At 62.3% G+C, this 25,671-nt stretch carries 24 protein-coding genes; 15 read left to right on the forward strand and 9 right to left on the reverse strand.

What is annotated here, in order from left to right; translation table 11 throughout:
• Window positions 1-3: 3 nt before the first annotated feature.
• Entirely contained in the window at window positions 4-459 is a 456-nt protein-coding gene (locus B2J77_RS04195) for a DUF721 domain-containing protein (RefSeq protein WP_058637158.1), read from the reverse strand.
• A gap of 352 nt (window positions 460-811) precedes the next feature.
• Here B2J77_RS04195 and secA point away from each other — a divergent pair, with 352 nt between their 5' ends.
• From secA to B2J77_RS04210, 3 genes are all read left to right on the forward strand, one after another.
• Window positions 812-3,547 (forward strand): preprotein translocase subunit SecA, encoded by a 2,736-nt coding sequence (secA, locus tag B2J77_RS04200; RefSeq protein WP_058637157.1) that lies wholly within the window; start codon window positions 812-814, stop codon window positions 3,545-3,547.
• A 209-nt stretch (window positions 3,548-3,756) separates the two neighbouring features.
• Window positions 3,757-4,974, forward strand: coding sequence for a bifunctional glutamate N-acetyltransferase/amino-acid acetyltransferase ArgJ (gene argJ, locus B2J77_RS04205; RefSeq protein ID WP_058603293.1), 1,218 nt, complete (start codon window positions 3,757-3,759; stop codon window positions 4,972-4,974).
• A gap of 106 nt (window positions 4,975-5,080) precedes the next feature.
• On the forward strand, window positions 5,081-6,025 hold the full coding sequence (locus B2J77_RS04210; RefSeq protein WP_058637156.1) for a Nudix family hydrolase: 945 nt from the start codon (window positions 5,081-5,083) through the stop codon (window positions 6,023-6,025).
• A gap of 30 nt (window positions 6,026-6,055) precedes the next feature.
• On the opposite strand, the gene B2J77_RS04215 is transcribed toward B2J77_RS04210, so the two are convergent.
• From B2J77_RS04215 to B2J77_RS04225, 3 genes are read right to left on the reverse strand one after another with little or no spacing between them, the layout of a single operon-like run.
• Window positions 6,056-6,622, reverse strand: a complete 567-nt coding sequence (locus B2J77_RS04215) for a cob(I)yrinic acid a,c-diamide adenosyltransferase (protein WP_058637155.1) — start codon at window positions 6,620-6,622, stop codon at window positions 6,056-6,058.
• Window position 6,623: 1 nt separating this feature from the next.
• On the reverse strand, window positions 6,624-8,654 hold the full coding sequence (locus B2J77_RS04220; RefSeq protein WP_058637154.1) for an ATP-binding protein: 2,031 nt from the start codon (window positions 8,652-8,654) through the stop codon (window positions 6,624-6,626).
• 36 nt (window positions 8,655-8,690) lie between these two features.
• Window positions 8,691-9,608: a putative 2-dehydropantoate 2-reductase gene (locus B2J77_RS04225; protein WP_058637153.1), complete on the reverse strand. Its 918-nt coding sequence runs from the start codon at window positions 9,606-9,608 to the stop codon at window positions 8,691-8,693.
• Between the two features lie 99 nt (window positions 9,609-9,707).
• Between B2J77_RS04225 and B2J77_RS04230 the strand changes: the two genes are divergently transcribed.
• From B2J77_RS04230 to B2J77_RS04240, 3 genes are all read left to right on the forward strand, one after another.
• Entirely contained in the window at window positions 9,708-10,193 is a 486-nt protein-coding gene (locus tag B2J77_RS04230) for a YajQ family cyclic di-GMP-binding protein (protein ID WP_058603288.1), read from the forward strand.
• A 111-nt stretch (window positions 10,194-10,304) separates the two neighbouring features.
• Entirely contained in the window at window positions 10,305-11,147 is an 843-nt protein-coding gene (locus B2J77_RS04235) for a mechanosensitive ion channel family protein (RefSeq protein ID WP_058603287.1), read from the forward strand.
• Between the two features lie 192 nt (window positions 11,148-11,339).
• Window positions 11,340-12,584, forward strand: a complete 1,245-nt coding sequence (locus tag B2J77_RS04240; protein ID WP_058637152.1) for an MFS transporter — start codon at window positions 11,340-11,342, stop codon at window positions 12,582-12,584.
• Window positions 12,585-12,621: 37 nt separating this feature from the next.
• Here B2J77_RS04240 and B2J77_RS04245 read toward each other — a convergent pair whose 3' ends face one another.
• Window positions 12,622-14,169: an AmpG family muropeptide MFS transporter gene (locus B2J77_RS04245; protein WP_058637151.1), complete on the reverse strand. Its 1,548-nt coding sequence runs from the start codon at window positions 14,167-14,169 to the stop codon at window positions 12,622-12,624.
• 42 nt (window positions 14,170-14,211) lie between these two features.
• A complete protein-coding gene (locus tag B2J77_RS04250; RefSeq protein WP_078478040.1) occupies window positions 14,212-14,553 on the reverse strand; it encodes an MGMT family protein in 342 nt (113 codons plus the stop codon).
• Between the two features lie 162 nt (window positions 14,554-14,715).
• On the opposite strand from B2J77_RS04250, the gene B2J77_RS04255 reads away from it, so the two are divergent.
• The 5 genes from B2J77_RS04255 to groL all read left to right on the forward strand — a co-directional run bounded on the left by B2J77_RS04255 (window position 14,716) and on the right by groL (window position 19,317).
• On the forward strand, window positions 14,716-15,726 hold the full coding sequence (locus tag B2J77_RS04255) for a DUF481 domain-containing protein (RefSeq protein WP_058637149.1): 1,011 nt from the start codon (window positions 14,716-14,718) through the stop codon (window positions 15,724-15,726).
• Window positions 15,727-15,830: 104 nt separating this feature from the next.
• Window positions 15,831-16,562, forward strand: a complete 732-nt coding sequence (locus tag B2J77_RS04260) for a HugZ family protein (protein ID WP_058637148.1) — start codon at window positions 15,831-15,833, stop codon at window positions 16,560-16,562.
• Window positions 16,563-16,629: 67 nt separating this feature from the next.
• Window positions 16,630-17,094, forward strand: coding sequence for an FxsA family protein (locus tag B2J77_RS04265; protein WP_058637147.1), 465 nt, complete (start codon window positions 16,630-16,632; stop codon window positions 17,092-17,094).
• A gap of 235 nt (window positions 17,095-17,329) precedes the next feature.
• Complete coding sequence (locus B2J77_RS04270; RefSeq protein ID WP_003251905.1) at window positions 17,330-17,623, forward strand: co-chaperone GroES; 294 nt, start codon at window positions 17,330-17,332, stop codon at window positions 17,621-17,623.
• Between the two features lie 50 nt (window positions 17,624-17,673).
• On the forward strand, window positions 17,674-19,317 hold the full coding sequence (gene groL, locus B2J77_RS04275) for a chaperonin GroEL (protein WP_058603280.1): 1,644 nt from the start codon (window positions 17,674-17,676) through the stop codon (window positions 19,315-19,317).
• 93 nt (window positions 19,318-19,410) lie between these two features.
• Here the strand turns inward: groL and B2J77_RS04280 are convergent, their stop codons facing one another.
• Window positions 19,411-20,139, reverse strand: a complete 729-nt coding sequence (locus B2J77_RS04280; RefSeq protein WP_058637146.1) for a phosphatase PAP2 family protein — start codon at window positions 20,137-20,139, stop codon at window positions 19,411-19,413.
• Window positions 20,140-20,321: 182 nt separating this feature from the next.
• Here B2J77_RS04280 and colR point away from each other — a divergent pair, with 182 nt between their 5' ends.
• The 4 genes from colR to B2J77_RS04300 all read left to right on the forward strand — a co-directional run bounded on the left by colR (window position 20,322) and on the right by B2J77_RS04300 (window position 23,472).
• Window positions 20,322-21,005, forward strand: coding sequence for a two-component system response regulator ColR (colR, locus tag B2J77_RS04285; protein WP_023534349.1), 684 nt, complete (start codon window positions 20,322-20,324; stop codon window positions 21,003-21,005).
• The gene (locus tag B2J77_RS04290) at window positions 20,995-22,302 is read left to right on the forward strand and encodes a sensor histidine kinase (RefSeq protein WP_058637145.1); all 1,308 of its coding nucleotides are present in this window, start codon (window positions 20,995-20,997) and stop codon (window positions 22,300-22,302) included. Before colR ends, B2J77_RS04290 begins: the two co-directional genes overlap by 11 nt.
• A 108-nt stretch (window positions 22,303-22,410) precedes the next feature.
• Window positions 22,411-23,091 carry a class I SAM-dependent methyltransferase gene (locus tag B2J77_RS04295; protein ID WP_078478041.1) on the forward strand — a complete coding sequence of 227 codons (681 nt, stop codon included), beginning with the start codon at window positions 22,411-22,413 and terminating at the stop codon, window positions 23,089-23,091.
• A 147-nt stretch (window positions 23,092-23,238) separates the two neighbouring features.
• Window positions 23,239-23,472: a hypothetical protein gene (locus B2J77_RS04300; RefSeq protein WP_058603276.1), complete on the forward strand. Its 234-nt coding sequence runs from the start codon at window positions 23,239-23,241 to the stop codon at window positions 23,470-23,472.
• Between the two features lie 27 nt (window positions 23,473-23,499).
• Here B2J77_RS04300 and B2J77_RS04305 read toward each other — a convergent pair whose 3' ends face one another.
• Window positions 23,500-24,597: a DUF1513 domain-containing protein gene (locus tag B2J77_RS04305; RefSeq protein WP_078478042.1), complete on the reverse strand. Its 1,098-nt coding sequence runs from the start codon at window positions 24,595-24,597 to the stop codon at window positions 23,500-23,502.
• 2 nt (window positions 24,598-24,599) lie between these two features.
• Window positions 24,600-25,664: an imelysin family protein gene (locus B2J77_RS04310; protein ID WP_058637143.1), complete on the reverse strand. Its 1,065-nt coding sequence runs from the start codon at window positions 25,662-25,664 to the stop codon at window positions 24,600-24,602.
• Window positions 25,665-25,671: the final 7 nt, after the last annotated feature.

The following is a 25,671-nucleotide window of genomic DNA, read 5'->3' on the forward strand; positions in this document are numbered from 1 at the left end:
CGCTCAGTCCTTGGCCTGCGCATGCGCCGCCAGGCGCTCCAGTGCAGCCCGCAGTTTCGCGTCAGTGATGCCTTCGGCCGTCTGCAGCAGGCTCTGGGCTGCGCTGTTGGACAACTCGGCCGCATGCCCGCCGCGCTTGGCGGGCACCAGGGGTGGCTGCACCTTGAAAAGAATACGCCTGAGGTTGCCGAACGCATCGGTTGCCTGCAATGCCGCCATCAGACGCTTTTGCTGGTAACGCAGGCGCGTGGCCCAGTGTCCGTCGGTGACCACAAGCAGCAGGGTACCGTCGCGCCATGACGCCACGTGGCAGTGCTCGCGTGCAGCCGGTTGCAGCTGGCCTTCGACCAGGCGTTGCAGGTGCTCCAGGCGCTCGGCCTGGTTGAGCAGCAGGCGCAGCGGGCGAACCTGGCGCAGTAGCGCCGATGGCGGCTGGGCGGGGGAGGGTTTGTAGGCCATGGGTGTACGCATGAGGTTACAAGTTGGGCAGTCTAACACTTCAGCGTCAGTCCCGATCACCTGGCGGTTGAGCCCACTGGCCAAGCGCAGGGCTCGACGTACAGGCGCCAGGCCCTGCAAGGTACCCGGCACAGGCGAGTGTTGAACGCTTTCATCTTTCCAGGTCTTGAACTCAGGGGAAATGCCCCTATCTAAGACACGCCCCTGTAAAAGCGCTGTGCCAGCATCGTGGAATCCACCACTTTCATCACCATCGTTTCCGGGTAGAATGCTCGTTCGCATGCGGCCTTAGGGCTGCACGGGCGACTCATGGGGCCGCCCTCCATCCCTACGTGTGGAAGATCCTGCCAATATGTTTGCGCCTTTGTTAAAGAAACTTTTTGGAAGCAAGAACGAGCGTGAAGTCAAACGCATGCTCAAGACGGTGAGTATCGTCAATGCCTTCGAAGAGAAGATGGTGGCCCTCTCCGACGAGCAGCTGCGTGGTAAGACTGCCGAGTTCAAGGAGCGTTTGGCCAAAGGCGAAACACTGGACCAACTCCTGCCCGAAGCCTTCGCCGTCGCCCGTGAGGCCGGCAAGCGTGTGATGGGCATGCGTCACTTCGACGTTCAGCTCATTGGCGGCATGACCCTGCACGAGGGCATGATCGCGGAGATGCGCACCGGTGAGGGCAAGACCCTGGTCGGTACCTTGGCCGTCTACCTCAATGCGTTGTCCGGCAAGGGCGTGCACGTGGTCACCGTCAACGACTACCTTGCTCGTCGTGACGCCAACTGGATGCGCCCGCTGTACGAATTCCTCGGCCTGTCGGTCGGTATCGTCTCTGCGTTCCAGCCGCCCGAAGAAAAACGCGCAGCCTACGCTGCCGATATCACGTACGGCACCAACAACGAATTCGGCTTCGACTACTTGCGCGACAACATGGCGTTCAGCCAGGACGAGAAGTTCCAGCGTGAACTGAACTTCGCCGTGATCGACGAAGTGGACTCGATCCTCATCGACGAAGCCCGTACGCCGTTGATCATTTCCGGCCAGGCCGAGGACAGCTCCAAGCTGTACATCGAGATCAACCGCCTGATCCCACGCCTGACCCAGCACATCGAGGAAGTCGAAGGCCAGGTCACCCAGGAAGGCCACTTCACCATCGACGAGAAGACCCGCCAGGTCGAGCTCAACGAAGCCGGTCACCAGTTCATCGAGGAAATGCTCACCCAGGTCGGTCTGCTGGCCGAGGGCGAGAGCCTGTACTCGGCGCACAACCTGGGCCTGCTGACGCACGTCTATGCCGGTCTGCGCGCGCACAAGCTGTTCCATCGCAACGTCGAATACATCGTGCAGGACGGCCAGGTGCTGCTGATCGACGAGCACACCGGGCGTACCATGCCGGGTCGCCGTCTGTCCGAAGGCCTGCACCAGGCCATCGAGGCAAAGGAAAACCTCAACATCCAGGCCGAGAGCCAGACCCTGGCTTCCACCACGTTCCAGAACTACTTCCGTCTGTACTCGAAACTGTCGGGCATGACCGGCACCGCCGATACCGAGGCTTTCGAGTTCGCCCAGATCTACGCCCTGAACGTGATGGTCATTCCGCCGAACAAGCCCCTGGCGCGCAAGGACCACAACGACCTGGTGTACCTGACCGCCGAAGAGAAGTACGCCGCGATCATCGCCGACATCAAGGAAACCCTGAAGCAGGGTCGGCCGGTGCTGGTGGGTACGGCGACCATCGAAACCTCCGAGCACATGTCCAACCTGCTGCACAAGGAAGGCATCGAACACAAGGTACTGAACGCCAAGTACCACGAGAAGGAAGCCGAGATCATCGCCCAGGCCGGCGCGCCAGGCGCGCTGACCATTGCCACCAACATGGCCGGTCGTGGTACCGACATCCTGTTGGGCGGTAACTGGGAAGCTGAAGTGGCCGCACTGGAAAACCCTACGGACGAGCAGATCGCGCACATCAAGGCCGACTGGCAGAAGCGTCACCAGCAGGTTATCGAGTCCGGTGGCCTGCACGTCATCGCCTCCGAGCGTCACGAATCGCGTCGTATCGACAACCAGCTGCGCGGTCGTTCCGGTCGCCAGGGTGACCCGGGTTCCAGCCGCTTCTACCTCTCGCTCGAAGACAGCCTAATGCGCATCTTCGCCTCTGATCGGGTGAAGAACTTTATGAAGGCGCTGGGCATGCAGTCGGGCGAAGCCATCGAACACCGCATGGTCACCAACGCCATCGAGAAGGCCCAGCGCAAGGTCGAAGGCCGCAACTTCGATATCCGCAAGCAGTTGCTCGAATACGACGACGTGGCCAACGAGCAGCGCAAGGTCATCTACCACATGCGCAACAGCCTGCTGGCCGCAGAGAACGTCGGCGACACCATTGCCGAATTCCGCAAGGAAGTGCTCGATGCCACCATCAGCCAGCACATCCCGCCGCAGTCGCTGCCTGAGCAGTGGGACGTGGCCGGCCTGGAAGCCTCGCTGTCCAGTGACTTTGCCATGAAGTTGCCGATCCAGCAGTGGCTCGACGAAGACGACCACCTCTACGAAGAAACCCTGCGCGAGAAACTGCTGCACGAAATCACCACGGCCTACACCGAGAAAGAGGACCAGGCCGGGATAGAAGCACTGCGCACCTTCGAGAAGCAGATCCTGCTGCGCGTGCTGGACGACCTGTGGAAGGACCACCTGTCGACCATGGACCACCTGCGTCATGGTATCCACCTGCGCGGCTACGCCCAGAAGAACCCGAAGCAGGAGTACAAGCGCGAGTCGTTCACCCTGTTCCAGGAGCTGCTCGAGTCGATCAAGCGCGACGCCATCCGTGTGCTCTCGCACGTTCAGGTTCGCCGTGAGGATCCTGCCGAGGAAGAAGCACGTCTGCGCCGCGACGCCGAAGAGCTGGCCAGCCGCATGCAGTTCGAGCACGCGCCAGCACCTGGTCTTGAAAGCGAGCAGTTGGCCGAGGAGGGTGCTGAGGTAGCCGTAGCCGCCGAGCCTGTGCGCAATGAGCAGAAACTGGGTCGCAACGAGCCGTGCTGGTGTGGTTCGGGCAAGAAGTTCAAGCACTGCCACGGCCAGATCGAGTGATCTGACCGCCGGGCCGTCACAAGGCGCACGGCGTCTTGTGGGCCGCTCAATGCCAAGGGGCTACTGCGCAGCTCATCGCCGGCACGCCACTGCCGGACTGGGTTGCGCCGATTCAAGCCATACGGTGTGCCTGGTTCGGCCGGGCTTGCCAGAGATGGGCCGCACAGCGGCCCTTTTTTTCACCAAACGTATTTTCTAGGAGCGCTCCAATGGCTGTTGGTCTTGGTCCTTTGCCTACGCTGCACCCTGTCCCGGGTTTCGAACTCGGCATTGCCTCTGCCGGCATCAAGCGCCCGGGGCGCAAGGATGTGGTGGTCATGCGCTGCGCCGAGGGTTCGAGTGTGGCCGGTGTGTTCACCCTCAACGCCTTCTGCGCCGCCCCCGTGATCCTGGCCAAGCAGCGGGTACAGGGCACCGTGCGCTACCTGCTGACCAACACTGGCAATGCCAATGCCGGTACGGGCGCCCCCGGCCTGGAAGCTGCGCAGCGGACCTGCGCTAAACTCGCCGAGCTTGCCGGTGTGCCCGCCGAATCGGTTTTGCCGTTCTCCACCGGCGTGATTGGTGAGCCCCTGCCGGTCGAGAAGATCGAAGGCGCCTTGCAAGCTGCCCTGGATAACTTGTCGGAAAACAACTGGGCTGAAGCGGCCACAGGCATCATGACCACCGACACCTTGCCCAAGGGCGCGAGCCGTCAGTTCCAGCACGACGGCGTGACCGTGACCGTAACCGGTATCAGCAAGGGTGCGGGCATGATCCGCCCGAACATGGCAACCATGCTGGGCTACATCGCCACCGACGCCAAGGTCGCGCCAGGGGTACTCAAGGACTTGATGCTGGACGGGGCCAACAAATCGTTCAACCGCATCACCATCGACGGCGATACTTCGACCAACGACTGCTGCATGCTCATCGCCACCGGTCAGGCCGACCTGCCGGAAGTCACCCAGGCCAGCGGAGCCCTGTTCGAAGCCTTGAAAAAGGCAGTTTTCGAGGTTTGCATGGAGGTGGCCCAGGCCATTGTCCGTGACGGTGAAGGGGCGACCAAGTTCGTGACCGTGCAGGTCAACGGCGGTGGCAATCATCAGGAATGCCTGGACGTCGGCTACGCGGTGGCGCACTCGCCGCTGATCAAGACCGCACTGTTCGCCTCCGATCCGAACTGGGGCCGCATCCTTGCAGCGGTTGGGCGTGCCGGCGTGCCCGCGCTGGATGTGAGCCTGATCGATGTGTACCTGGATGAGGTGTGCATTGCCAGCCAGGGCGGCCGTAGCCCAAGCTACACCGAAGACCAGGGCGCCCGGGTGATGGCCCAGGAAGAAATCACCATCCGTATCGACCTTGGCCGTGGTCAGTGCAGTGAAACCATCTGGACCACCGACCTTTCTCACGAATACGTGAAGATCAACGCCGAGTACCGCACCTGATGCCGCCGGGGCCGTTCGCGGTCCCGATGTGTCAATGCCAAGGGAGCAGAACCATGAGCTTTATGCCAACCCCATCGTCCATGGTCGGCGTGACGGAGCGTGACCGATGAAACGGGTTCACGTCGTTGCAGCCGTGATTCGGGGTATGGACGGGCGGATACTCATCGCCCGTCGCGCCGACACCCAACACCAGGGCGGCCTCTGGGAGTTTCCGGGAGGCAAGGTGGAGCCAGGGGAAAGCGTCGAGGCCGCGCTGGCGCGTGAGCTCGACGAGGAGCTGGGCATCCAGGTAACCCGCTCGCGGCCCTTGATCAAGGTCAGTCACGATTACCCCGACAAACACGTACTGCTTGAGGTACGCGAGGTCGAGGCCTTCACCGGTGAGCCCCATGGCGCCGAGGGGCAACCGCTGGCCTGGGTCGCGCCGCGCGAGCTGCCGGACCATGCGTTTCCCGAGGCCAACAAGCCCATCGTCACCGCTGCCCGGCTGCCGGATCAGTACCTGATCACACCGGACGGCCTGGACGTGCCTGACATGCTCAAGGGGATCCAGAAGGCCGTGGCCAATGGCATCCGGCTGATCCAGTTGCGTGCACCGGACATGTACGACCCCAAGTATCGGGATGTGGCGGTGGATGCGGTGGGGTTATGCGCGGGCAAGGCTCAGCTGATGCTCAAGGGGCCACTGGAATGGCTGGGCGACTTCCCGTCGGCAGGCTGGCACCTGACCGCGGCGCAGTTGCGCAAGTATGCCGACAAGGGCAGGCCGTTCCCGGTCCAGCGCTGGCTTGCCGCCTCCTGCCACAACGCCGAGGAGCTAGCCCTGGCCAAACAAATGGGGGTGGACTTCGTCACCCTGTCGCCGGTCCAGCCTACCGAAAGCCATCCACAGGCCGCGCCGCTAGGCTGGGAACAGGCCCAGCGCCTGATTGCCGGGTTCGACCGGCCGGTGTACCTGCTCGGTGGCGTGGGGCCAGAGGCGCGCGAGCAAGCCTGGCTAGCCGGGGCGCAGGGCGTTGCGGGTATCAGGGCGTTCTGGCCGGCTCTTTGACGGCGGGCCAGTACGGCAAGCGCCAAGGCGTCAGCCCTGAGGTTTTTCGGCGGGCTGCCACAGCACTTCAGCGATCCCTTGCCGCCTGCCAATGATGCGGGCGGCAACGAACAGCAGGTCCGATAGGCGGTTGATGTACGCCAGGCCGACACCTTCCAGTGGCTCTACGGTATTGAGGTGCTGGCAGCGTCGCTCGGCGCTGCGTGCCAGGCTGCGGCACACGTGCGCCTGGGCGACCAGCGCCGACCCGCTGGGCAGGATGAAATTCTTCAATGGGCCCAGTTCGTCGTTCCACACATCGATGGCCGCCTCCAGCCGCTCCACCTCAGCGGTGGTCAGGGCCTGGTAAATGGGCATGGCCAGCTCCCCACCCAGGTCGAACAGGCGGTGCTGACAGGGCGCCAGCACGCGGCTGACTTCGTCCAGACCTTGTTCATCCAGGCCAGCCAGCAACAAGCCAAGCTGGCTGTTGAGGCTGTCCACCTCACCGATGGCTTCGATGCGTGGATGATCCTTGGGCACTCGCCGGCCATCGCCCAGGCCGGTTTCCCCAGTGTCGCCAGTGCGGGTATAGATCTTGGACAAGCGGTAGCCCATGTCATTGCTCCGTGTTGACCGGCAGCGGCGGATGCGGCTGGCCGAGGGGCAGGCGCAGGGTGAAACAGGTTCCCTGCCCAGGTGTGGAATGCACCTCCATCTGCCCCTTGTGGTTATTGGTGATGATGAAGTACGACACCGAAAGCCCAAGGCCGGTGCCCTGGCCGATTTCCTTGGTCGTGAAGAAAGGCTCGAAGGTGCGCTTGCGCACGGCTTCGGGCATGCCCACGCCATTGTCCTCCACCTGGATTTCTGCCCAGGGTGGCGCAAGCCGTGTGCGCAGGATGATACGGCCTGGCTCGCAAGGTGCCGGGCGCTGGTGAATAGCCTGGGCGGCGTTCTTGAGCAGGTTGAGCAATACCTGCTCCAGTTCGTTGGCGGTGCAGGGCACAGGCCCCAGCGCCGGGTCGAACTGGCGCACGATAGCCTGGCCCTTGAAGTCGAAACCGATGGCCAGGTCGAAGTCGTTGCCTGCTATGTCCACCGCCTGGTCGATCAGGGCAGGCAGGTCACAGGGCGCCAGTTCGCGCGTGCTGCGGCGGCTGAAACTGAGCATGTGGGTGACGATCTTGGCGGCCCTGGCCCCCGCTTGCTGGATGCCATCGAGCAACTGCGGCACTTCGCGGCTTTGCAGGTAGCCGTTGACCGTGGCCAGGTCGATCCCCAGCGCCTGGGCCTGCTCAAGATTGCGCGGTAGGTCGGGTGACAGGCGGCGGCGGATGTTCTGCACGTTGTGCAGGATGGCCCCGAGCGGGTTGTTGATTTCGTGGGCCATGCCGGCTGCCAGGCCTCCGACCGAGAGCATCTTTTCCGACTGCACCATCATCTCTTCGAGCGACAGGCGCTGGGTGATGTCATCGATCCGGATCACCACGCCCCGGCCTCCACCGCCGGTGAGCGGGTAGAAGGTCAATGCGTAATGCCGCGGCTCGTCATCCTTGTGCCAGGTGACACGGTCGATTTTTGCCACCCGGTGCCGCTCCACCGTGTCCTTCAACTGTGGCAAGAAGGGTTTGAGTGGCGCGAAGGCCATGAACACCGGCTGGTTGAGCGCCTCGTTGAGGGTCGTGCCGGATAACGCCGTCGCCTCTTGATTCCACTGGGTCACATACAGCTGCTCATCCAAGGCGATCAGGGCCGAGGGCATGGAGTCGATGATGCTGTTCAGGTAGTTCTGAAAGCCTGTGAGCTTCTTCTCGATTTTGCTGCGCACCTGCACTTCGAGCTCGAGTTTGCGATTGGTATGGCGCGTTTCCTCGGCCAACCCCTGGGCCTGGTCGTAGGCGCTCTGGAACTCGTCCCGGGCACGCTTGAGCTGGTGCTCGCGGGCTTCGATGCGCGAGAGCATGGTATTGAAGGCATTGGCCAGGCTACCGATCTCGTCGTCGTTGCCGCGTTGGGCCCGCAGCGCATAGCTCTCCTCACGGGTGACCTGGCGGCTGAGTTCTTCGAGCTGGTTGATCGGTTGGGTGATCAGGCGTTTGATCTGCCGGGCAATGAAGAGCCACAACAGCACACTGAACACCAGAATGGCCAGGCTTGCACTGAGCGTCCCGGTATAGAAGGCCGTGGGCAGTTCGCTGCTGGCCACCAGCAGCAAGTGCGCCGGCGGGCTACCGGCCCGCGGCAGGCGAATCAACTGCGTGCTGCGAAACTCCATGAATCGCCAGCCTTCTATGTTGCGAAAGCGCTTGGGCAGTGTCAGGGGGTCGCCATGCTGCAACTGGGCGAGCATGCGCCCGTCGCTGCCATACAAGGCGGCGGCGCGCAGCGGCGCATAGCTGTCCAGTTCATCGAGCAACGCCTGGGCCGAGGCGGAATCGTCTGCCGCGCGGGTCGACAGCTCGGGGTTGGAGACCAGCCGCCCGATGGTCTGAAGCGCTTGCGGTGCCATGCTTTCCTGGGTGATCCAGTAGGCGGCGCTGATGAAGGTCAGGTTCGCCACCAGCAAAATGGTCACCAGCAACACGAGCAAAGCTGCCAGCAGCTTCTGCCCGACGGGGAGGTTCTCCAGGCGTTGACGCAGCGTCATGGGCAAGGCGATGTCCGTGTGGGTTCAAGGGCCGCGTCAGTCGCAGGGCAAGCCCCGCGCGCGCAAGTTATCGACCAGGCGTTGGTGCAGGTGTTCCAGATACGGCAGGTGCAGCCCATGTCGGCGGGCTGCCTGACAGGCATACCCCAGCAGGTAGTGCACTTCGGTGCGCCGCCCAGCCTGTACATCCTGGTACATCGAAGCGTAGTTGCTGGCGGTGGCCAGGAGCACCCGTTGTACGTCCTGCTCAAGGTTCTGGGCGGCCTGCGGCTGGCCGCACTGAAGCAACAGGCTCTCGAGTTCAAGGCACAGTGCCTGCACCTGATCGAGGTGGCCGAGCAGGCCCCCGTTGCGACACTGGTGCAGCACGGTTAGCGGGTTGATCGCGCAGTTGATGGCCAGCTTGCGCCAGAGCCGGGTGAGGATGTCGGGCGTCCATTGGGCAGGGATACCCGCCGCTTGCAAGTCCTCGAGCCACGGCGGTGGTGCAGGATTGCCAGGGTCCCCCAGCCAGTTGTACCCCTGCCCGGCGAAGCGCACCTGCCAGTCATGTTCCAGGTAGGCGCCTTCGGTGCTGGAGACGAAGATACAGCGGGCCTGCGGCACCTGCCTGGCCACCTCGTCCTGGCTACCCAGGCCGTTCTGCAACAACAGCACCTCGGCCCCCGGCACCAGACGGCCGGCAACGCTGGCCACGGCCGGCGCCGCGTCGTAGGCCTTGCAGGCCACCAGCAGACGGTGGATCGGCCCAATACCCTGGGCGGTCTCGGCCGGGATGGCGTAGTGGGCGGTCAGGTCTTGTTCCAGCAAGCCAAGGCTGCCCACTTGCTGGTAGGCCTGCAACCGCGTGCTGTCACGCAAGATCAGGCGCACGGCCTTGCTGGCCCGCGCCAGACGACAAGCCCACAGGCTGCCCAGGCTACCTGCGCCGAGAATGTGCCAGGTGCTGCTCATATGCGTTTCGCAACCGTTATAATGAGCCCGCATTTTAACCGTCAAACCCAGCGCGCTCCATCTTCAGTCCGAGCGCGCTTTTATTTTGGGAGAGTAACCATGCCTTCGTTCGACGTGGTATCGGAACTGGACAAGCACGAAGTGCAGAACGCGGTCGACAATGCCATCAAGGAGCTCGACCGCCGCTACGACCTCAAGGGCAAGGGCAGCTTCGAGTTCAAGGACAAAGAGCAGACCGTCATGCTCACCGCCGAGGAAGAGTTCCAGCTCGAGGCGATGCTCGAAATCCTGCGCCTGGCCCTGGTCAAGCGCAAGATCGACGTCAAGTGCCTGGAGACCAAGGACCCCTATGCGTCCGGCAAGGAGAAAAAGCAGGAGGCCAAGTTCCGCGAGGGCATCGACAAAGACCTGGCGAAAAAGATCGTCGCCACCATCAAGGATGGCAAGCTCAAGGTCCAGGCCGCCATTCAGGGCGAGCAGGTACGGGTTACCGGCAAGAAGCGCGATGATCTGCAGGAAGCCATCGCCTTGCTGCGTACCAAGGAATTCGACATGCCGCTGCAGTTCAACAACTTCCGCGACTGACCCGGGCCGCCGGAACCCCCATGCAGTTGCGGCTGTCCATGGGGGCCTGGCCGCTGAAATGCAGGCGGCCCGACGTATTGTGCAATCGCCGCTCGGCATCAGGAGATGAATATGGATTTGAGTGCTGAAGTCGATCAGCTGGTCCGCCAATCCGAAACCTGGATTCCCATGATCATGGCGTACGGCAGCCGCCTGCTGCTGGCGCTGGTGACCCTTGCCATTGGCTGGTGGGTGACCAACATCGTCAGCGACCGGCTGGCAAGGCTCGTGGGCCTTAAAGTTCACGACCCAGCGCTGCAGAACTTCATTCGCACGCTGGCCAACATCGTGCTGAAGATCCTGCTGGCCATCAGCGTGGCCTCGATGATCGGTATCGAGACGACCTCCTTCGTGGCGGCCATCGGTGGTGCCACCCTGGCCATCGGCCTGGCGCTGCAAGGCAGCCTGGCGAACTTCGCAGGCGGCGTCCTGATCCTGCTGTTCCGCCCGTTCCGCCTCGGTGACTGGATCGAGGCCCAGGGCGTAAGTGGTACCGTGGACAGCATCCAGATCTTCCACACGGTGCTGCGGACCGGCGACAACAAGACCGTGATCCTGCCCAACGGCTCCCTGTCCAACGGGATCATCACCAACACCAACCGCCAACCTACCCGCAAGGTGGTGTTCGACGTGGGGGTGGACTACGAGGCTGACCTGCAGAAGGCGCGCAACGTCCTACTGGAACTGGCCCAAGACCCACGTGTGCTGGCCGACCCCGCCCCTGTGGCGGTGGTGTCCACCCTGGGTGACAGCTCGATCACCGTCTCGCTGCGTCTATGGACAAAGACCTCGGACTACTGGGACGTGATCTTCATGCTCAACGAGCAGGCGCGTGACCGTTTGAAGGCAGAGGGGATCGACATTCCATTCCCGCAGCGGGTCATTCGCGTGGTGCAGGAAACGGCCGCGCAGTAAGACCTCAGCGCAGGCTGGCATCGATCGAGCCCGCCCTGCGGGTTCAGCAGCGTCCTTCAGAGGGCCTGCTGGGCGCGCAGGGCGGGCTTCGTTGCTCAAGGCGCTCAATGGACGCGCGCTTACACTTGCTCACAGTCAGTCATTGCGATTTCTGGCATATAGCCTCGTTCCCCGTCATCTTCGTAAACCATCATGAAACCACTGCTGTACATCACCCCGTTGCGGGCCTTGTTGTTCGGCCTGACTCTCGCACTGTTCGAACTGCTGACCTACCTGGCCAGCGACGCCGTCATGCCGGCGATGCCCGTTGTGGTGGGCGAGCTCAAGGCCGGCCCCGAATACATTCCACATGCGCTCAATCTCTATCTGCTCGGTGGCGTCTTGCTGCAATGGCTGATCGGGCCGTTGGCCGACCGCTATGGCCGCCGACCGCTGCTGCTCATAGGTTGCGCATTCTTCGGCCTGGCGTGCCTGGGCACCTTCTGGGTCCATGACATCGGCCTGTTCAACCTGCTGCGTCTGCTGCAAGGCATCGGGCTAGGGTTCGTGGTCACGGTCAGTTACCCCGCACTCAACGAGGCATTCAGCGAGGCGGATGCCGTGCGCATGATGGCCCTGCTAGCCAATATCGCCTTGCTTTCGCCACTGCTGGGGCCTTTGGTGGGGACGTTATTGCTGCAATGGCTGGACTGGCGCTGGTTGTTCGTGGCGTTCGCCATTGGCGCCGTGGTCGCCTGGTTGCTTCTGTATCGGTTGATGCCCGAAACCCTGGGGGTGGAGCGGCGCGACGGCTCGCGCCTGGCCTTTACCCCGATCCACCTGCTGCCCTTGCTGGCCGGATACGGGCAGCTGCTGTCGAACCGACGCTTCGTCGCCGGGAGCGCCGCCCTGGGCCTGGTTGGCCTGCCATTGATCGGCTGGATTGGCCTGTCCCCGGTGCTGCTCATCCACGATGAGGGGCTAAGCACGCTCGCCTATGCCCTGTGGCAGTTGCCGGTGTTCGGCGGGCTGATTCTGGGCAACCTGATCATCAACCACATTGCCGACCGTTATCCGCTGCCGACATTGGTGCGCGGTGCGCTGTGGCCGTATGTGGCCGGGCTTTGCCTGATGGTGGTGGCAACCTGGGTATGGCCGAGCGTCATCAGCCTGGTGGCGGGCCTGTCGCTCTACGCACTGGGCCTGGGTGTCGCCAATGCCGTGCTCTATCGCATGACATTGTTCGCCAGCACGCAAAGCAAAGGCCTGGTCTCGGCCATGCTCGGCATGATCACCATTGCGCTGCTGGGATTGGGCGGGGCTCTGCTGGCCATGATTGGTGCCGGTGCCAGCCTTTTGCACTTTGCCGTGGCGGCCGGTGTGGCAGGGGGGGTGGCCCTTTGCCCGCTGTGGTCGCTGTTGAGGGGGCGCAGTGCCCAAGCGACTATGATGCCTTAGGTCGATACACAGGCCTTGCCCTTGCAAGGCATGCTGTTCAGGGCTGCTCGCGGGCCGGGGCAGGCTGGCTTGCCGGCTGGCCGGGCGTGCCGTCCTGGCGCCACTGCAAGGCGATCAGGATCAAGGTCGGCACCCCAAGCAGCGCGGTGATCAGGAAGAAATCGTGGTACCCGAACTTCTCCACCATGACACCGGAATAGCCGCCGATCAGGCGTGGCAGCAGCAACATGATCGAGCTCAGCAGCGCATACTGGGTGGCCGAGAACTTGAGGTTGGTCAGGCTCGACAGGTAGGCGACAAAGGCTGAAGTCGCCATGCCTGAGCTGAAGTTGTCCAGGGAAATGGTCACCACCAGCATTTCCAGGTTCGGGCCCATGTCCGCCAGCATCAGGAACAGAATGTTGGTGCCGGCAGATGCTACGCCACCGATGAACAGGATGGGCATGATGCCGAAGCGCACGATGAGCAAGCCACCCACACCGGCGCCCACCAAGGTCATGATCAGGCCGAAAATCTTGCTGACACTGGCGATCTGGTCCTTGGTAAAGCCCATGTCGATGTAGAACACGTTGGCCATGACGCCCATCACCGTGTCAGACATGCGGTAGGTGGCGATCAGGCCGAGCAGCAGCAGGGCTTGCCAGCGGTAGCGCACGATGAAGTCATTGATGGGCGTGAGCACCGGCGCGAGGCCGCGGCGGCCAAGGCTCGACAGGCAAGCCCAGGACAGCAGCACGTACAGGATCAAGCGCAGGAAGGCGCGGTCTTCGAGCAGCAGGTCCAGGGGCGTGGCGTCGCCCGAGATCACGCTCGACCAGCCCGTATTGAACATCTGCGTGAAGCTGGCCGGCACCGACACCAGCAGGATGATGAGCACGAACACCGAGGCCAACTGGTGGGCCAACCCGTAGCGGGCTGCCGACAGTTGAGTGCGCAGGGGCACGGGCGGTTCACGCATGACCAGGGTCGTGAACAGGGCTGGGAGCATCATGACTGCGAACATGACATAGGTGCCGGCCCACGCCTTGTGCAGGTAGCTGAACCCGGTGGAGCCAAACCATTCTGCAAAGAACAGTGCGCCGGCCGTGGCGAGCAGGGCGGCGACGCGATAACCGGCCATGTAGCTGGCGGCCAGGGCCGCCTGGCGTTGGTCATCGGCGATTTCCAGGCGGTAGGCATCCACGGCGATATCCTGGGTAGCCGAGGCAAAGGCCACCAGGACGGCCAGGGCGATCAGCCAGGAGAGGTGCTGTTGCGGGTCGCACAGGCTCATCCCGACCAGGCCCACCACGACCAGTGCCTGGGACAGCAGCAGCCAGGAACGGCGACGCCCCATCCCGCCCAGAAGCGGTAAACGCCATTGGTCCAGCAGCGGCGACCACACCCATTTGAAGGCATAGGCCAGGCCGATAAGGCTGGCATAGCCGATGGTTTCCCTGGCTACGCCGGCTTCGCGCAACCATACGGAGAGGGTCGAGAACACCAGCATGTAAGGCAGGCCGGCCGCGAAGCCGAGCAGCAAAAGCACCAGGGTTGACGGGCTGGCATAAGCAGCAAGCGCAGCGCGCCAGGTTTTACGGGGCATGGACCAACATCTGCCTCAAGTTTCCAGGACAAAGCGCGCACTCTAACCGCTGTGCTCCATCGGGCGCCAGCCATGGCGCGTCATATCCACGCGATTGTTGGCCACCTGCACACCTTCGGCACGCAAACGGGCCCGTTGCTCATCGCCCGATGGCGTACCCGAAGGCAGGCTCAGGCGACCACCTGCGCCCAGCACCCGATGCCAGGGCAAGCGCGTGCCCTGGGGCAGTTGCGACAGTGTGCGTCCCACCCACCGTGCGGCTTTGCCAAGCCCGGCAAGCTCGGCCAATTGGCCATAGCTCACCACCTGCCCGGCAGGCACCTGGCCGAGCACTGAATAAAGTGCCATCCGTCGGCCCTCTGCAGTTTCCAAGGTATGACCCATCGCGTCGGACACCAGACCCTCCCTGGGGTGTAGATGAAACCTGACCAGCGGCCAGTAAATGAGAGTGGAACTCATCGGCACATTGCAGGTCTTTGCTTGCTCTTGCCGGTTGCATCTGGATAATGCCCGGTTTTCTCGCCAAATCGAACCTGTAGCCTGCTTATGTCCCTCAAATTACTGCTGTCATTGCTTGCCGCGTCCTGCTGCGCATCCCCGGCGATTGCCGATACCGTCTGGATGAAGAACGGCGACCGTCTGAGCGGCAAGATCAAGGTGTTCGACGGCGGCAAGCTGTTGCTCGAGACGCCTTACGGCGGTTCGATCGCCTTGGACTGGAAACAGGTCAAGACCCTGGAAAGCGACCAGGAGCTGCTGGTCAAGCAGGATGCCTACTCTGGCGAGAAGGCCAAGTCGCTCAAGGCAGCCGAGGCCGGCAAGGTGACCCTGGCCAACGGCGAGGCACCCAAGACGGTGGACCTGGCGAGCATCGAGCAGATAATGAAGCCCAAGCCGGTGGTCGAGGACCTGGTCTGGAAAGGCAATGTCGATGTGGCGCTGGACTACAAGCGGGCCGAGAACGACACCGACGACTACGACGTCAGTTTCAAGACTACTGCGCGTCATGGGCGCTGGCGTCATAACGCCGAAGGCGAATACAACCGCGAGACCAAGGACGATGTCACCACCACCGACAACTGGAGCGCCGAGTACGCGCTGGACCGCTTCCTGACAGAGAAATGGTTCTGGCAGGGGCGCGCCGAGTACAAGCGTGACCGTATCGAAGACCTCGCCCGCCAGCGCACGGTGGGTACCGGCCCTGGCTACCAGTTCTGGGACGATGAGCTGGGTGCCTTCTCGCTGGGCTCGTTGATCAACCGCACCGACTTCGAGTACCAAGACGGTGAGAAGGACAACTTCTATTCCGCCGCTGTGAAGTGGGACTACACCCGGTACCTGATCGGCAAGAAGGTGCAGCTGTTCACCAACGGCGAGCTGGCAAAGCCCCTGGGTAATGTTGCCGACTATTCCCTGGACGCCGAAGTCGGCTTGCGCTACAAGGTCACCGACTGGGCGTCGCTGAACCTCAAGGCCGAGAAGGACATCATCAGTGGCACCCGCGAAAGCGACCTGGACAAGACCCGCTACACTGCAGGCTTTGGCGTTACCTGGTAAGCCGTCGAGGTCAAGCCGGGCGATTGGCGCCAGGCCTGCCTTGGTCGCGCTTGTGCCAGCCATCACTGCCTGCTGCCTACAGGGTTTCAGCGAGGGGTTTTGAAGTGAGTGAGAACGCCGTCCGTCCTGCACGGGAATTGCTGCTCAAGGAATACCGGGGAGTCTTGTCGACCCATTCCAAGTCCATGCCGGGTTTCCCGTTCGGTTCGGTCGTGCCCTATTGCCTCGATGCAGAGGGCAGGCCCCTCATCCTGATCAGCCGTATCGCCCAGCACACGCATAACCTGAGTAAAGACGCCAAGTGTTCGTTGCTGGTGGGCGAACGCGAGGCGCAGGACGTGCAGGCGGTCGGGCGGCTGACCGTAATGGCCGAGGCGCGCAAGCTGCAGGACCCGGCCAACATCGAGGCAGCGGCCCTGCGCTATTACCGCTACTTTCCGGACGCGGCCGACTACCACCAGGCTCACGACTTCGATTTCTGGGTGCTTGAGCCGGTGCGCCACCGGTACATTGGTGGCTTCGGTGCTATCCACTGGCTCGATCAGGTGACCTTGGCCAATCCCTTCGCCGGCAAGGTCGAGAGCGGCATGATCGAGCACATGAACAGCGACCACGCCGCCGCCATCGCGCACTATGTGCAGCTTGCCGAGCTTCCCAGCCACATCCCTGCGCAGTTGGTCGGTATCGACAGCGAGGGGATGCACCTGCGCATCGGCCAGGCGATCCACTGGTTGGCATTCCCGAGCCGTTGCAATACGCCGACACAAGTGCGCGAAGCCTTGGTTTTGCTGGCCCGCGCCGATCACTGGCCGGTCTTGAGCGAAATACCTGCTTGAAAAGCGGAGCACACGCATCCATTTGTAGGTCTTACTGCAAGGGTGTCTTGCGACGAGGAATGCTTTGATGCGTGTTTTTCTACTGCTGCTTCTGCTGTTTCCCGTGCTGGAGCTGTTCGTCTTCGTGAAAGTCAGCGCCGCCATCGGTTTTTTCCCCGCGTTGCTGCTCATCATCGCCGGCTCCGCCCTCGGGGTCCTGGTCATGCGAGTGGCCGGGTTGGCCACGGCCCTGCGTGCACGTGAAAGCCTGCAGCGCGGTGAGCTGCCTGCCGAGGACATGTTCCATGGCATGATGCTGGCGGTCGGCGGCGGGCTATTGATGATCCCCGGTTTTATCAGCGACGTGCTTGGCCTGCTGTGCCTGTTGCCCTTTACCCGCCAGTTGGCGGCTCGCAAGATGCGCGAGCGCGCCCAGGCCCAAGCGACCCGCCAGCGCGCGTTCCAGGATGACCCGTTGCAGGGCCAGCCCCCGCATGGCGGGGGCCATCGACCCAATGTGATCGAAGGCGAGTACGAACGCCGCGATCAGTGAGAACAGGGCCGCCAAGCGGCCCTTTTTCATGCCTGTGCAAAAAAATTTCCCTACCAAGCCTTGTAATCGATTCGGTCGGCCTCATGTAGTGGTCACCGCAAGGTTTCTGGTGGCGACACCAGACATGACTCAGGCCGTTTGCTCGTGGCGAGCGGCCTTCCGGCAACGCCGGACAGCATCAAACCGCCGGTGTCGACACCGGCCGATGAAAACCACAATTTGGGAGAGATCGACAATGAAGCTTCGTCCTCTGCATGACCGCGTCGTCATCCGTCGCAGCGAAGAAGAATCGAAAACCGCTGGCGGTATCGTCCTGCCAGGTTCGGCCGCTGAAAAACCAAACCGCGGCGAAGTCGTCGCCGTCGGCACCGGCCGCGTCCTGGACAACGGCGAAGTACGTGCGCTGGCCGTGAAAGTGGGTGACAAAGTGGTTTTCGGCCCGTACTCGGGTAGCAACACCGTGAAAGTCGACGGCGAAGACCTGCTGGTCATGGCCGAAAACGAAATCCTGGCCGTTGTTGAAGGCTGATTTCCACCGACTTCCCGTTACTCCAAAGATTTATCAAGGATTAAACGATCATGGCTGCTAAAGACGTAAAATTCGGCGATTCCGCTCGCAAGAAAATGCTGGTTGGTGTCAACGTTCTGGCTGACGCGGTAAAAGCGACCCTGGGCCCGAAAGGCCGTAACGTGGTACTGGCCAAGAGCTTCGGCGCGCCGACCATCACCAAGGACGGCGTTTCCGTCGCCAAGGAAATCGAGCTCAAGGACGCCTTCGAGAACATGGGCGCCCAGCTGGTCAAGGAAGTCGCTTCCAAGGCCAACGATGCAGCCGGTGACGGCACCACCACCGCGACCGTGCTGGCTCAGTCGATCGTCAACGAAGGCCTGAAGGCCGTCGCTGCCGGCATGAACCCGATGGACCTCAAGCGCGGCATCGACAAGGCCACCTCCGCCATCGTCGCCGAGCTGAAGAACCTGTCCAAGCCATGCGCCGATTCCAAGGCCATCGCCCAGGTCGGTACCATTTCCGCCAACTCCGACAGCTCCATCGGTGAAATCATCGCCGAAGCCATGGAGAAGGTCGGCAAGGAAGGCGTCATCACCGTCGAAGAAGGTTCGGGCCTGGAAAACGAGCTGTCCGTTGTAGAAGGCATGCAGTTCGACCGCGGCTACCTGTCCCCGTACTTCGTCAACAAGCCAGACACCATGGTTGCCGAGCTGGACAGCCCGCTGCTGCTGCTGGTCGACAAGAAGATCTCCAACATCCGTGAGCTGCTGCCAGTGCTGGAAGCCGTTGCCAAGGCCGGCCGCCCACTGCTGATCGTTGCTGAAGACGTCGAAGGCGAAGCCCTGGCTACCCTGGTCGTCAACAACATGCGCGGCATCGTCAAGGTTGCAGCGGTCAAGGCGCCAGGCTTCGGCGACCGTCGCAAGGCCATGCTGCAGGACATCGCCGTCCTGACCGGCGGCCAGGTCATCTCCGAAGAAATCGGCCTGTCCCTGGAAACCGCTACCCTGGAACACCTGGGCAACGCCAAGCGCGTGACCCTGTCCAAGGAAAACACCATCATCATCGACGGCGCTGGCGCTGAAGATGATATTCAGGGTCGCGTCAAGCAGATCCGTGCCCAGATCGAAGAAACCTCTTCGGACTACGATCGTGAGAAGCTGCAAGAGCGTCTGGCCAAGCTGGCTGGCGGTGTTGCCGTCATCAAGGTCGGTGCTGGCACCGAAGTCGAAATGAAAGAGAAGAAAGCCCGCGTCGAAGACGCCCTGCACGCTACCCGTGCAGCGGTCGAGGAAGGCGTGGTGCCTGGCGGTGGTGTTGCCCTGGTGCGCGCCCTGTCTGCAATCGTTGACCTCAAAGGTGACAACGAAGACCAGAACGTCGGTATCTCGCTGCTGCGCCGTGCTATCGAAGCACCACTGCGTCAGATCACTGCCAACGCCGGCGACGAGCCAAGCGTTGTGGCCGACAAGGTCAAGCAGGGTTCGGGCAACTACGGCTACAACGCTGCGACCGGCGAGTACGGCGACATGATCGAAATGGGCATCCTGGACCCAGCCAAGGTCACCCGTTCGGCACTGCAAGCTGCTGCTTCGATCGGCGGTCTGATGATCACCACCGAAGCCATGGTTGCCGACCTGCCGGAAGACAAGCCAGCAGGCGGCGGCATGCCTGATATGGGCGGCATGGGTGGCATGGGCGGCATGATGTAAGCCAGCCTTACCCCCGCTGTACCCCAAAGCCCCGGCTCGCTAGAGCCGGGGCTTTTTTGTTCAGGGCTCGGCATTCTATCGGTGGGTGCTGGCTCAGGCAGGGCGGGGCTCTGTGGCTGGCCTGTTCTGCGCGCGTCTGCGGTACAGCACCAGGTAGTAGGCACCCAGGCCGATCAGCCAGCAGAACACAGCCGTCCAGACGTTGTGGGACAAAAAGTGCGCCCCTTGCATCATCCTGCCCACCGACAGCACTGTACCGGCGATCAGGGCCACCGCAAACGCGACGCGCGCAAGACGCGGTTTACGATCACGCAACGCGAAAAACAGCGCGAACAGGCAGAACCCGGTGGTCGCATGACCGCCCGGCCAGCACAGCCCCGGCTTGTCGGTAGCAGGCCTTGGCTCAAGCAGCTTGCTGTAGGTTTCCGAGCCGCCGAACTGCGTGAGGCTCCAAGGGCACTGCACCTGCGTCAGTTTCTTCAGCGGCGTGACGAAGGCGGTGGATACCCCCAGAGCGAGTACCAAGCAGCCCAGTTCGCGGCGCCAGCCGTACAAGCCCCTGACCAAAAAACTTGCCACAAAAACAGCCAGTGCCAAGACGCCCAGCAAGATAACGCCCTGCTTGACCCGGTCATGCAGGATGTTCTCCAGCAGGTAGCTGTGCCGACCGATGAACTGCCCGGTGGCGGTATCGAAGAACAGGTTGGCCACGTCCATGTCCACCGAGGTCCATTCGAGCGCCACCAGCGCAAGCATGGTGGCCAGTGGAATACCCAGGTACAGCCACAGGTTCAAGGGGCGAGGGCAAATTGGTTGCTGCATGGCGGCTCCAGGGCACGGAAAGGTCGCGCATTGTCGAGCCGCTCCTATGCTGTGTCCGTGAAGGTTCAGTGAAAAAAACGTCAAGCCGCCTGAATTCATCCAAAGGCTGGCACCCCGCAGGCTTAGGCCTTAAGCTGCGCCTGCCGCGCATCACCGCGAGCAGCGTCGCACAGGAGAAATTCATGCGCATCCTCTTGGTTGAAGACAACCGCGATATTCTGGCCAACCTTGCCGACTACCTTGGCATGAAAGGCTATACCGTCGACTGTGCCCAGGATGGGTTGTCGGGCCTGCACCTGGCAGCGACCGAGCACTATGATCTGATCGTGCTCGACATCATGTTGCCGGGTATCGATGGCTATACGCTGTGCAAGCGCCTGCGCGAAGACGCCCGCCGCGACACGCCGGTGATCATGCTTACCGCCCGCGATCAACTGGACGATCGGCTGCAAGGCTTCCGCTCCGGCGCCGATGACTACCTGCTCAAGCCCTTCGCCCTGTCCGAGCTGTCCGCGCGTATCGAGGCTGTGCTGCGCAGGGCGCAGGGGGGTGGCCGTCGCACGCTGCAGGTCGCCGACCTGAGCTACGACCTCGACACGCTCGAGGTCAGCCGGCAAGGACGTCTGCTCAAGCTCAACCCGGTCGGTCTGAAACTGCTGGCGGTACTCATGCAGAAGAGCCCGCACGTGTTGCGGCGCGAAGTACTGGAAGAGGCCCTGTGGGGCGATGACTGCCCTGACAGCGACAGCCTGCGCAGCCATGTACACCAGTTGCGTCAGGTGATCGACAAACCTTTCGAAAAACCCCTGCTGCATACCGTCCATGGCGTCGGCTATCGCCTCGCCGAGGGTCGCGATGGAGTTTAAACAGAGCCTTGCCCAGCGCATCATCATTGCCTTTGCGCTGATGAGCGCGCTGGTGGCCGGGGCTTTCGCGGTGGGTATCGTTTCCACCGTGCACCTGGTGGAAGAGCGCCTGATTTCCTCGGTGCTCGGCGGTGACCTGCAGCGGCTGTTGCGCATGGACAGCGTCAGCGACTGGAGTCACCGCCCGCGACCGGACCAACTGTTCTACTTCAGCGGGGGGCGGGACGACTTCGAGCTGCCCAAGGACCTGCGCCATCTGGACCGAGGTTTCCACGAGGTCTTTCGCGACCAGCTTTCGTATCACGCCATGGTGGAGATCGTGGACGGTCGTCGTTACGTGCTGTTGCAGGATCAAAGCGACTTCGAGGAGCGAGAGCGGCTGCTGTTCGCCGTAGTGGTCGTAGGGTTCGTATTGAGCCTGGTGCTCGCCGTGATCCTGGGCTGGTTGGTGGCGCGTCGGGTGATGGCACCGGTCATCCGCCTGGCGCGCCAGGTGCGCCATCGCGACCAGCTGCTTGGGTTGGCGCCACCCTTGGCACCTGACTACGCCGCTGACGAGGTCGGGCAGTTGGCAGTGGCCTTCGATGACACCCTGGGCCGTCTGCGCGATGCCTTGACGCGCGAGCGCCTGTTCACAAGTGACGTCAGCCACGAGTTGCGTACACCACTGATGGTGCTGGCGACCTCATGCGAGTTGCTCATGGAAAACCCGGCCTTGGATGCGCGTTCGCGCAGTCAGGTCGAACGGGTGGCACGCGCCACCGAGGAAATGCGCGAGCTGGTGAAAACCTTCCTCATGCTGGCCCGGGCCCAAAGGGACGAAGGTGCTGTGGCATCGCGGGCAACCCTGCGCGAAGTAGGGGACGAATTGATCGGGGTTTGGCGCGACACCATCGAACAAAAGGGGCTGACGCTGCATTACGAAGGCCGTGGCAACGCAGGTCCGGTCTTGTACAACGCCACCTTCCTGCAATCGGTTATGGGCAACCTGCTGCGTAACGCCGCCCATTACACCGACAGCGGTTACATTCGTCTGACTCTGCAGGCCACAAGTTTCACCGTGGAAGACAGCGGGGTAGGCATCCCCGAGGAGCAGCGCGAGGCCATGTTCAAGCCCTTCGTACGCGGGGAAGAACGCCGAGGGGAAGGCCTTGGCCTTGGCTTGTCGTTGGTCCAGCGCATTTGCGATGACCAAGGCTGGCAGGTCACGCTGACCTCGACCCATCCCCATGGCTGCCGATTCCAAGTGGACCTCAGCAGTACAGTGGTCAAGGGTGAGCTGAATACACTTTCGTAATAGCCTGTAAGAAATATCCTGGTGAAGAACGCTTTTTTCACAACGTCATAACCTGATTCCAACGCTTGGCTGCTTAGTCTGGCCGCCATTGGAATCAGGAGATGCCCGATGCGCAGCCCCATCAACCTCGAGTTTTCCCGTAAATACGACAAGGCCCATGCCCAACAGTATTTTTTGAAGCACCAGGCCGGCTTGGCCAGGCGCCTGTCCCATAAACGCGATGAGCAGTTGGCTCGCCGGGCCCTGACGCTGGCGGGCGAACCGGGCTTGGTCTTGGACCTGCCCTGCGGAGCGGGTCGCTTCTGGCCACTGCTGGCGGAAAAAGCCAACCGCGTGATCATTGGAGCAGACAATTCCGCCGACATGATCGAGACGGCATGCGCGTCCCAACCACCGGAAGTCGTGGCCCGGGTACGACCTTTGCAGACCTCGGCCTTTGCCATCGAGTTACCGGATAACGCGGTGGACAGCATTTTTTGCATGCGTCTGTTTCACCATATTGGCGAAGCGGCTCACAGGAAAGCGATTCTTAAGGAGTTTCAACGGGTTAGCCGAGACAGCGTGATTGTGTCGCTGTGGGTCGATGGCAATTTCAAAGCCTGGCGGCGCAGGAAGCTCGAGCACCGTCGCGATACCGAGCACGGGCCGGACAGTTACCAGAACCGTTTTGTGTTACCTGCCGAAACGGTTGAGGCGGAGTTCGCAGCCGCTGGTTTCAGGATCCAGGAACGCCTCGACTTCCTGCCGTTTTATGCCATGTGGCGCGTGTATGTGCTGCGCAAGGGTTAAGGTGCATGACGGTTCACAAGGCCTGTACCCCTTGCGCAGGCACCCTCGATACCGGTGCTGCCATTCGTCGTTGAGCGGTGCAAAGGCGCCTAGGTTGCACTACGTTTATCCAATGGCGTTTGGCAGCGCTGTCAAAGGGTTAGGGCAATGAAACTAGAAATAGCTCGAACTTTGTTTCTGGTTGGGGGCTTGGCGCTCACCACGGTTGCAGTGGCAGCCTGGGAACAACCGAAAACCGTGGTGTTCAGCCAATCGGAACTGGCTGAGCAATGTGCTTTGCCGCGCGAGGTAAAGCCACAGCAGCATGCCAAGGTGCAGCCTGATCACGACCTGCTGTTGTTCCTGTTCGGCATGCGCCAGGGGCTGCGGCCGTTTGGTTGAGCCGCAGGGCACAGCCTGACGCCCGTTTCAGATCACATGCAGGTGATTGTCCCAGAAGCCTGAAGGCAGGTTCAGGGGCTGGCCGACGAGCTGGTGCTTGCGGCAATCATAGAACCGGCAGCGGCCTTGGCCCGATGTCACCACGAACCCGTCCTTCACCGCGCCAACGCCGGCACAGTCGGGCATGGGCGCATCCAGACGCACGGCGCCGCTGTCCAGGTCCCAGACGAACAGGCGGTTGGCCCGTGGTGCTGTCAGTGCCACCAGGCGCAGTTCGTCGTGTATGGCCACGCTGGCCGTATACTGGGCCATGGCCTGTAACTGGTGGTGCGGAACTGGGAAGGCCTGGAAAGCCTGGCCTGGTCGTTTGATTGCCAGCAGCTCGGCAGTTTCCGAGGCATCCCCCATGAACTGCTGACACGCGGCAATGGTGCCATCGCGGGCTACCGCCAAGTGACGAACACTGTTCATCTGCTGGGCCAGGGTTTCCTTGCTCAACAAGGTGCCGTCGCGCTGCATCAGCACCAGGCTCGGCTCCATGGCATCAAGGTTCATCTCCACTCGGCTTTCGGCCTCGGTGCGGATACCCCCGTTGGCGACCACCAGCGTTTCGCCGTCCGGCAGCCAGGCGACTTCATGCGGGCCAATGCCGTGGGTGCTGAGCTCGCCGGTGCGCACCAGGCGCTCGTCGTCGAAACGGTAGACCCCCAGCACGCCACGTCCTGGGTCTCGGGTATCGTTTTCGGTGGTGTACAGCCACTGACCGTCCTTGTGCAGCACGGCATGACCATAGAAATGCCGGTCAGGCGGCGATACCACCGTCTGCAATAGCTTCCCGTCGCGCAGGTCGACCAGGTAGCTTTCAGTCCCTGGGCGGCGAGCCACGAACAAGGCAATGGGCCGCTCCGGGTGATCGATGATGGCATGGCAACGCTGGGCCACCTGGGTACTGAACACCTGGGTGCCGTCCAGTCGATAGCCCACGGCATAGTGCTTGCCGTCGGCGTCGTCGCGTGCCGACAGCAGCAAGGGCTCGCTGCCTTTTTTGCGCAGAAGACTCCAGCCGCCCAAGGTGAGGGCACTGAGTACAACGCTACCGAGTTTCAAGGCCTGGCGTCGCAGCATGATCAGTCACCGTCGTTGGCGTTGAAGCCCAACTGAATGTTAAGCGCCTTGGCCAATTCACCTTCATGCAGGCGGTGCACGACGTTGAGGCTGTCGTAGATCTGGTTGAGGGTCTGCTGACCTGCGTCGTCGGCCAGTAGCTCGCCCAAGGTTTTCTGGTTATCAGCCAGCAACTTCAATGAATTGGCGTAGGCATCGTCTATCTTTTGCGCAAGCGCCTTCTGATCGCCTGGCAGCAGCCCGCGCAGCCCTTTATTGTCCACACCCACCCAAACCGCCTGGGCCGCCTTGAGGCTGGCCTGGAGGCTATTCATGGAGTTGTGGCTACGCCAGGCTTCCGCTTGCAGGGGCTGTGGGATGCCTTTGCTTTGCCGTCCCATGGGCGCACCCAGCTTCTTCTTCAGCGAGTCCAAAGCGGTTACCTGTGCACGCAGCAGGTCGGCGATGGCTTCGTGCGAATCGGCGTAGCGCTGGTTGGGGAACTTGGTCATCTGCGAGAGCATGCCCTCGGTGCTGTTCCAGCCCTTGAGGATTTCCTCGGCCAGCCCCTTCTGGTGCTCGGCGATGGCCACCAGCATCGGGCAGTAACGCGCCTTCTGCTCGGCCGTGGCGATGTCCGGCTTGCTGTCGAACAAGATGTATTCATAGGCTGATAAACCGCGGACCACAACGCTCGCCTTGGCGAGGGAGGCCGCATCGACAGGCTTGTCCCCATTGACCAGCTGCTCGACCTGACGGCCGACCAGGTTCTTCTTGTCAGGCCAGAACTGTACCTGCCATGCACGGTTGCCCTCGGCCAGCGGGCCCACCAGCAAGGGCTGCAGCTCGGCCCAGGCCTTTTGCGCATTGAGGAAATCGGCACGCGCCTTTTCCAGGGTTTCCTTGCCTTCGCAGAACGCCAGGGCGCTGGCGGCCAGCATGCGGTCGGCTTCGACCCAGCGGCTGTAGGTGGGCAGGATCACCTGCTTGGCGATGGCCGCGGAGGTGACGGCCTGCGGATCCTGCGGGGAGCAGGCGCCAAGGGCCAGGGCAGCGAGGCTGGTAAACAACAGTTTGGGTCGGAACATGGCCGGC

Origin of the sequence: Pseudomonas parafulva, assembly GCF_002021815.1 — a bacterium.
GTDB lineage: Bacteria > Pseudomonadota > Gammaproteobacteria > Pseudomonadales > Pseudomonadaceae > Aquipseudomonas > Aquipseudomonas parafulva_B.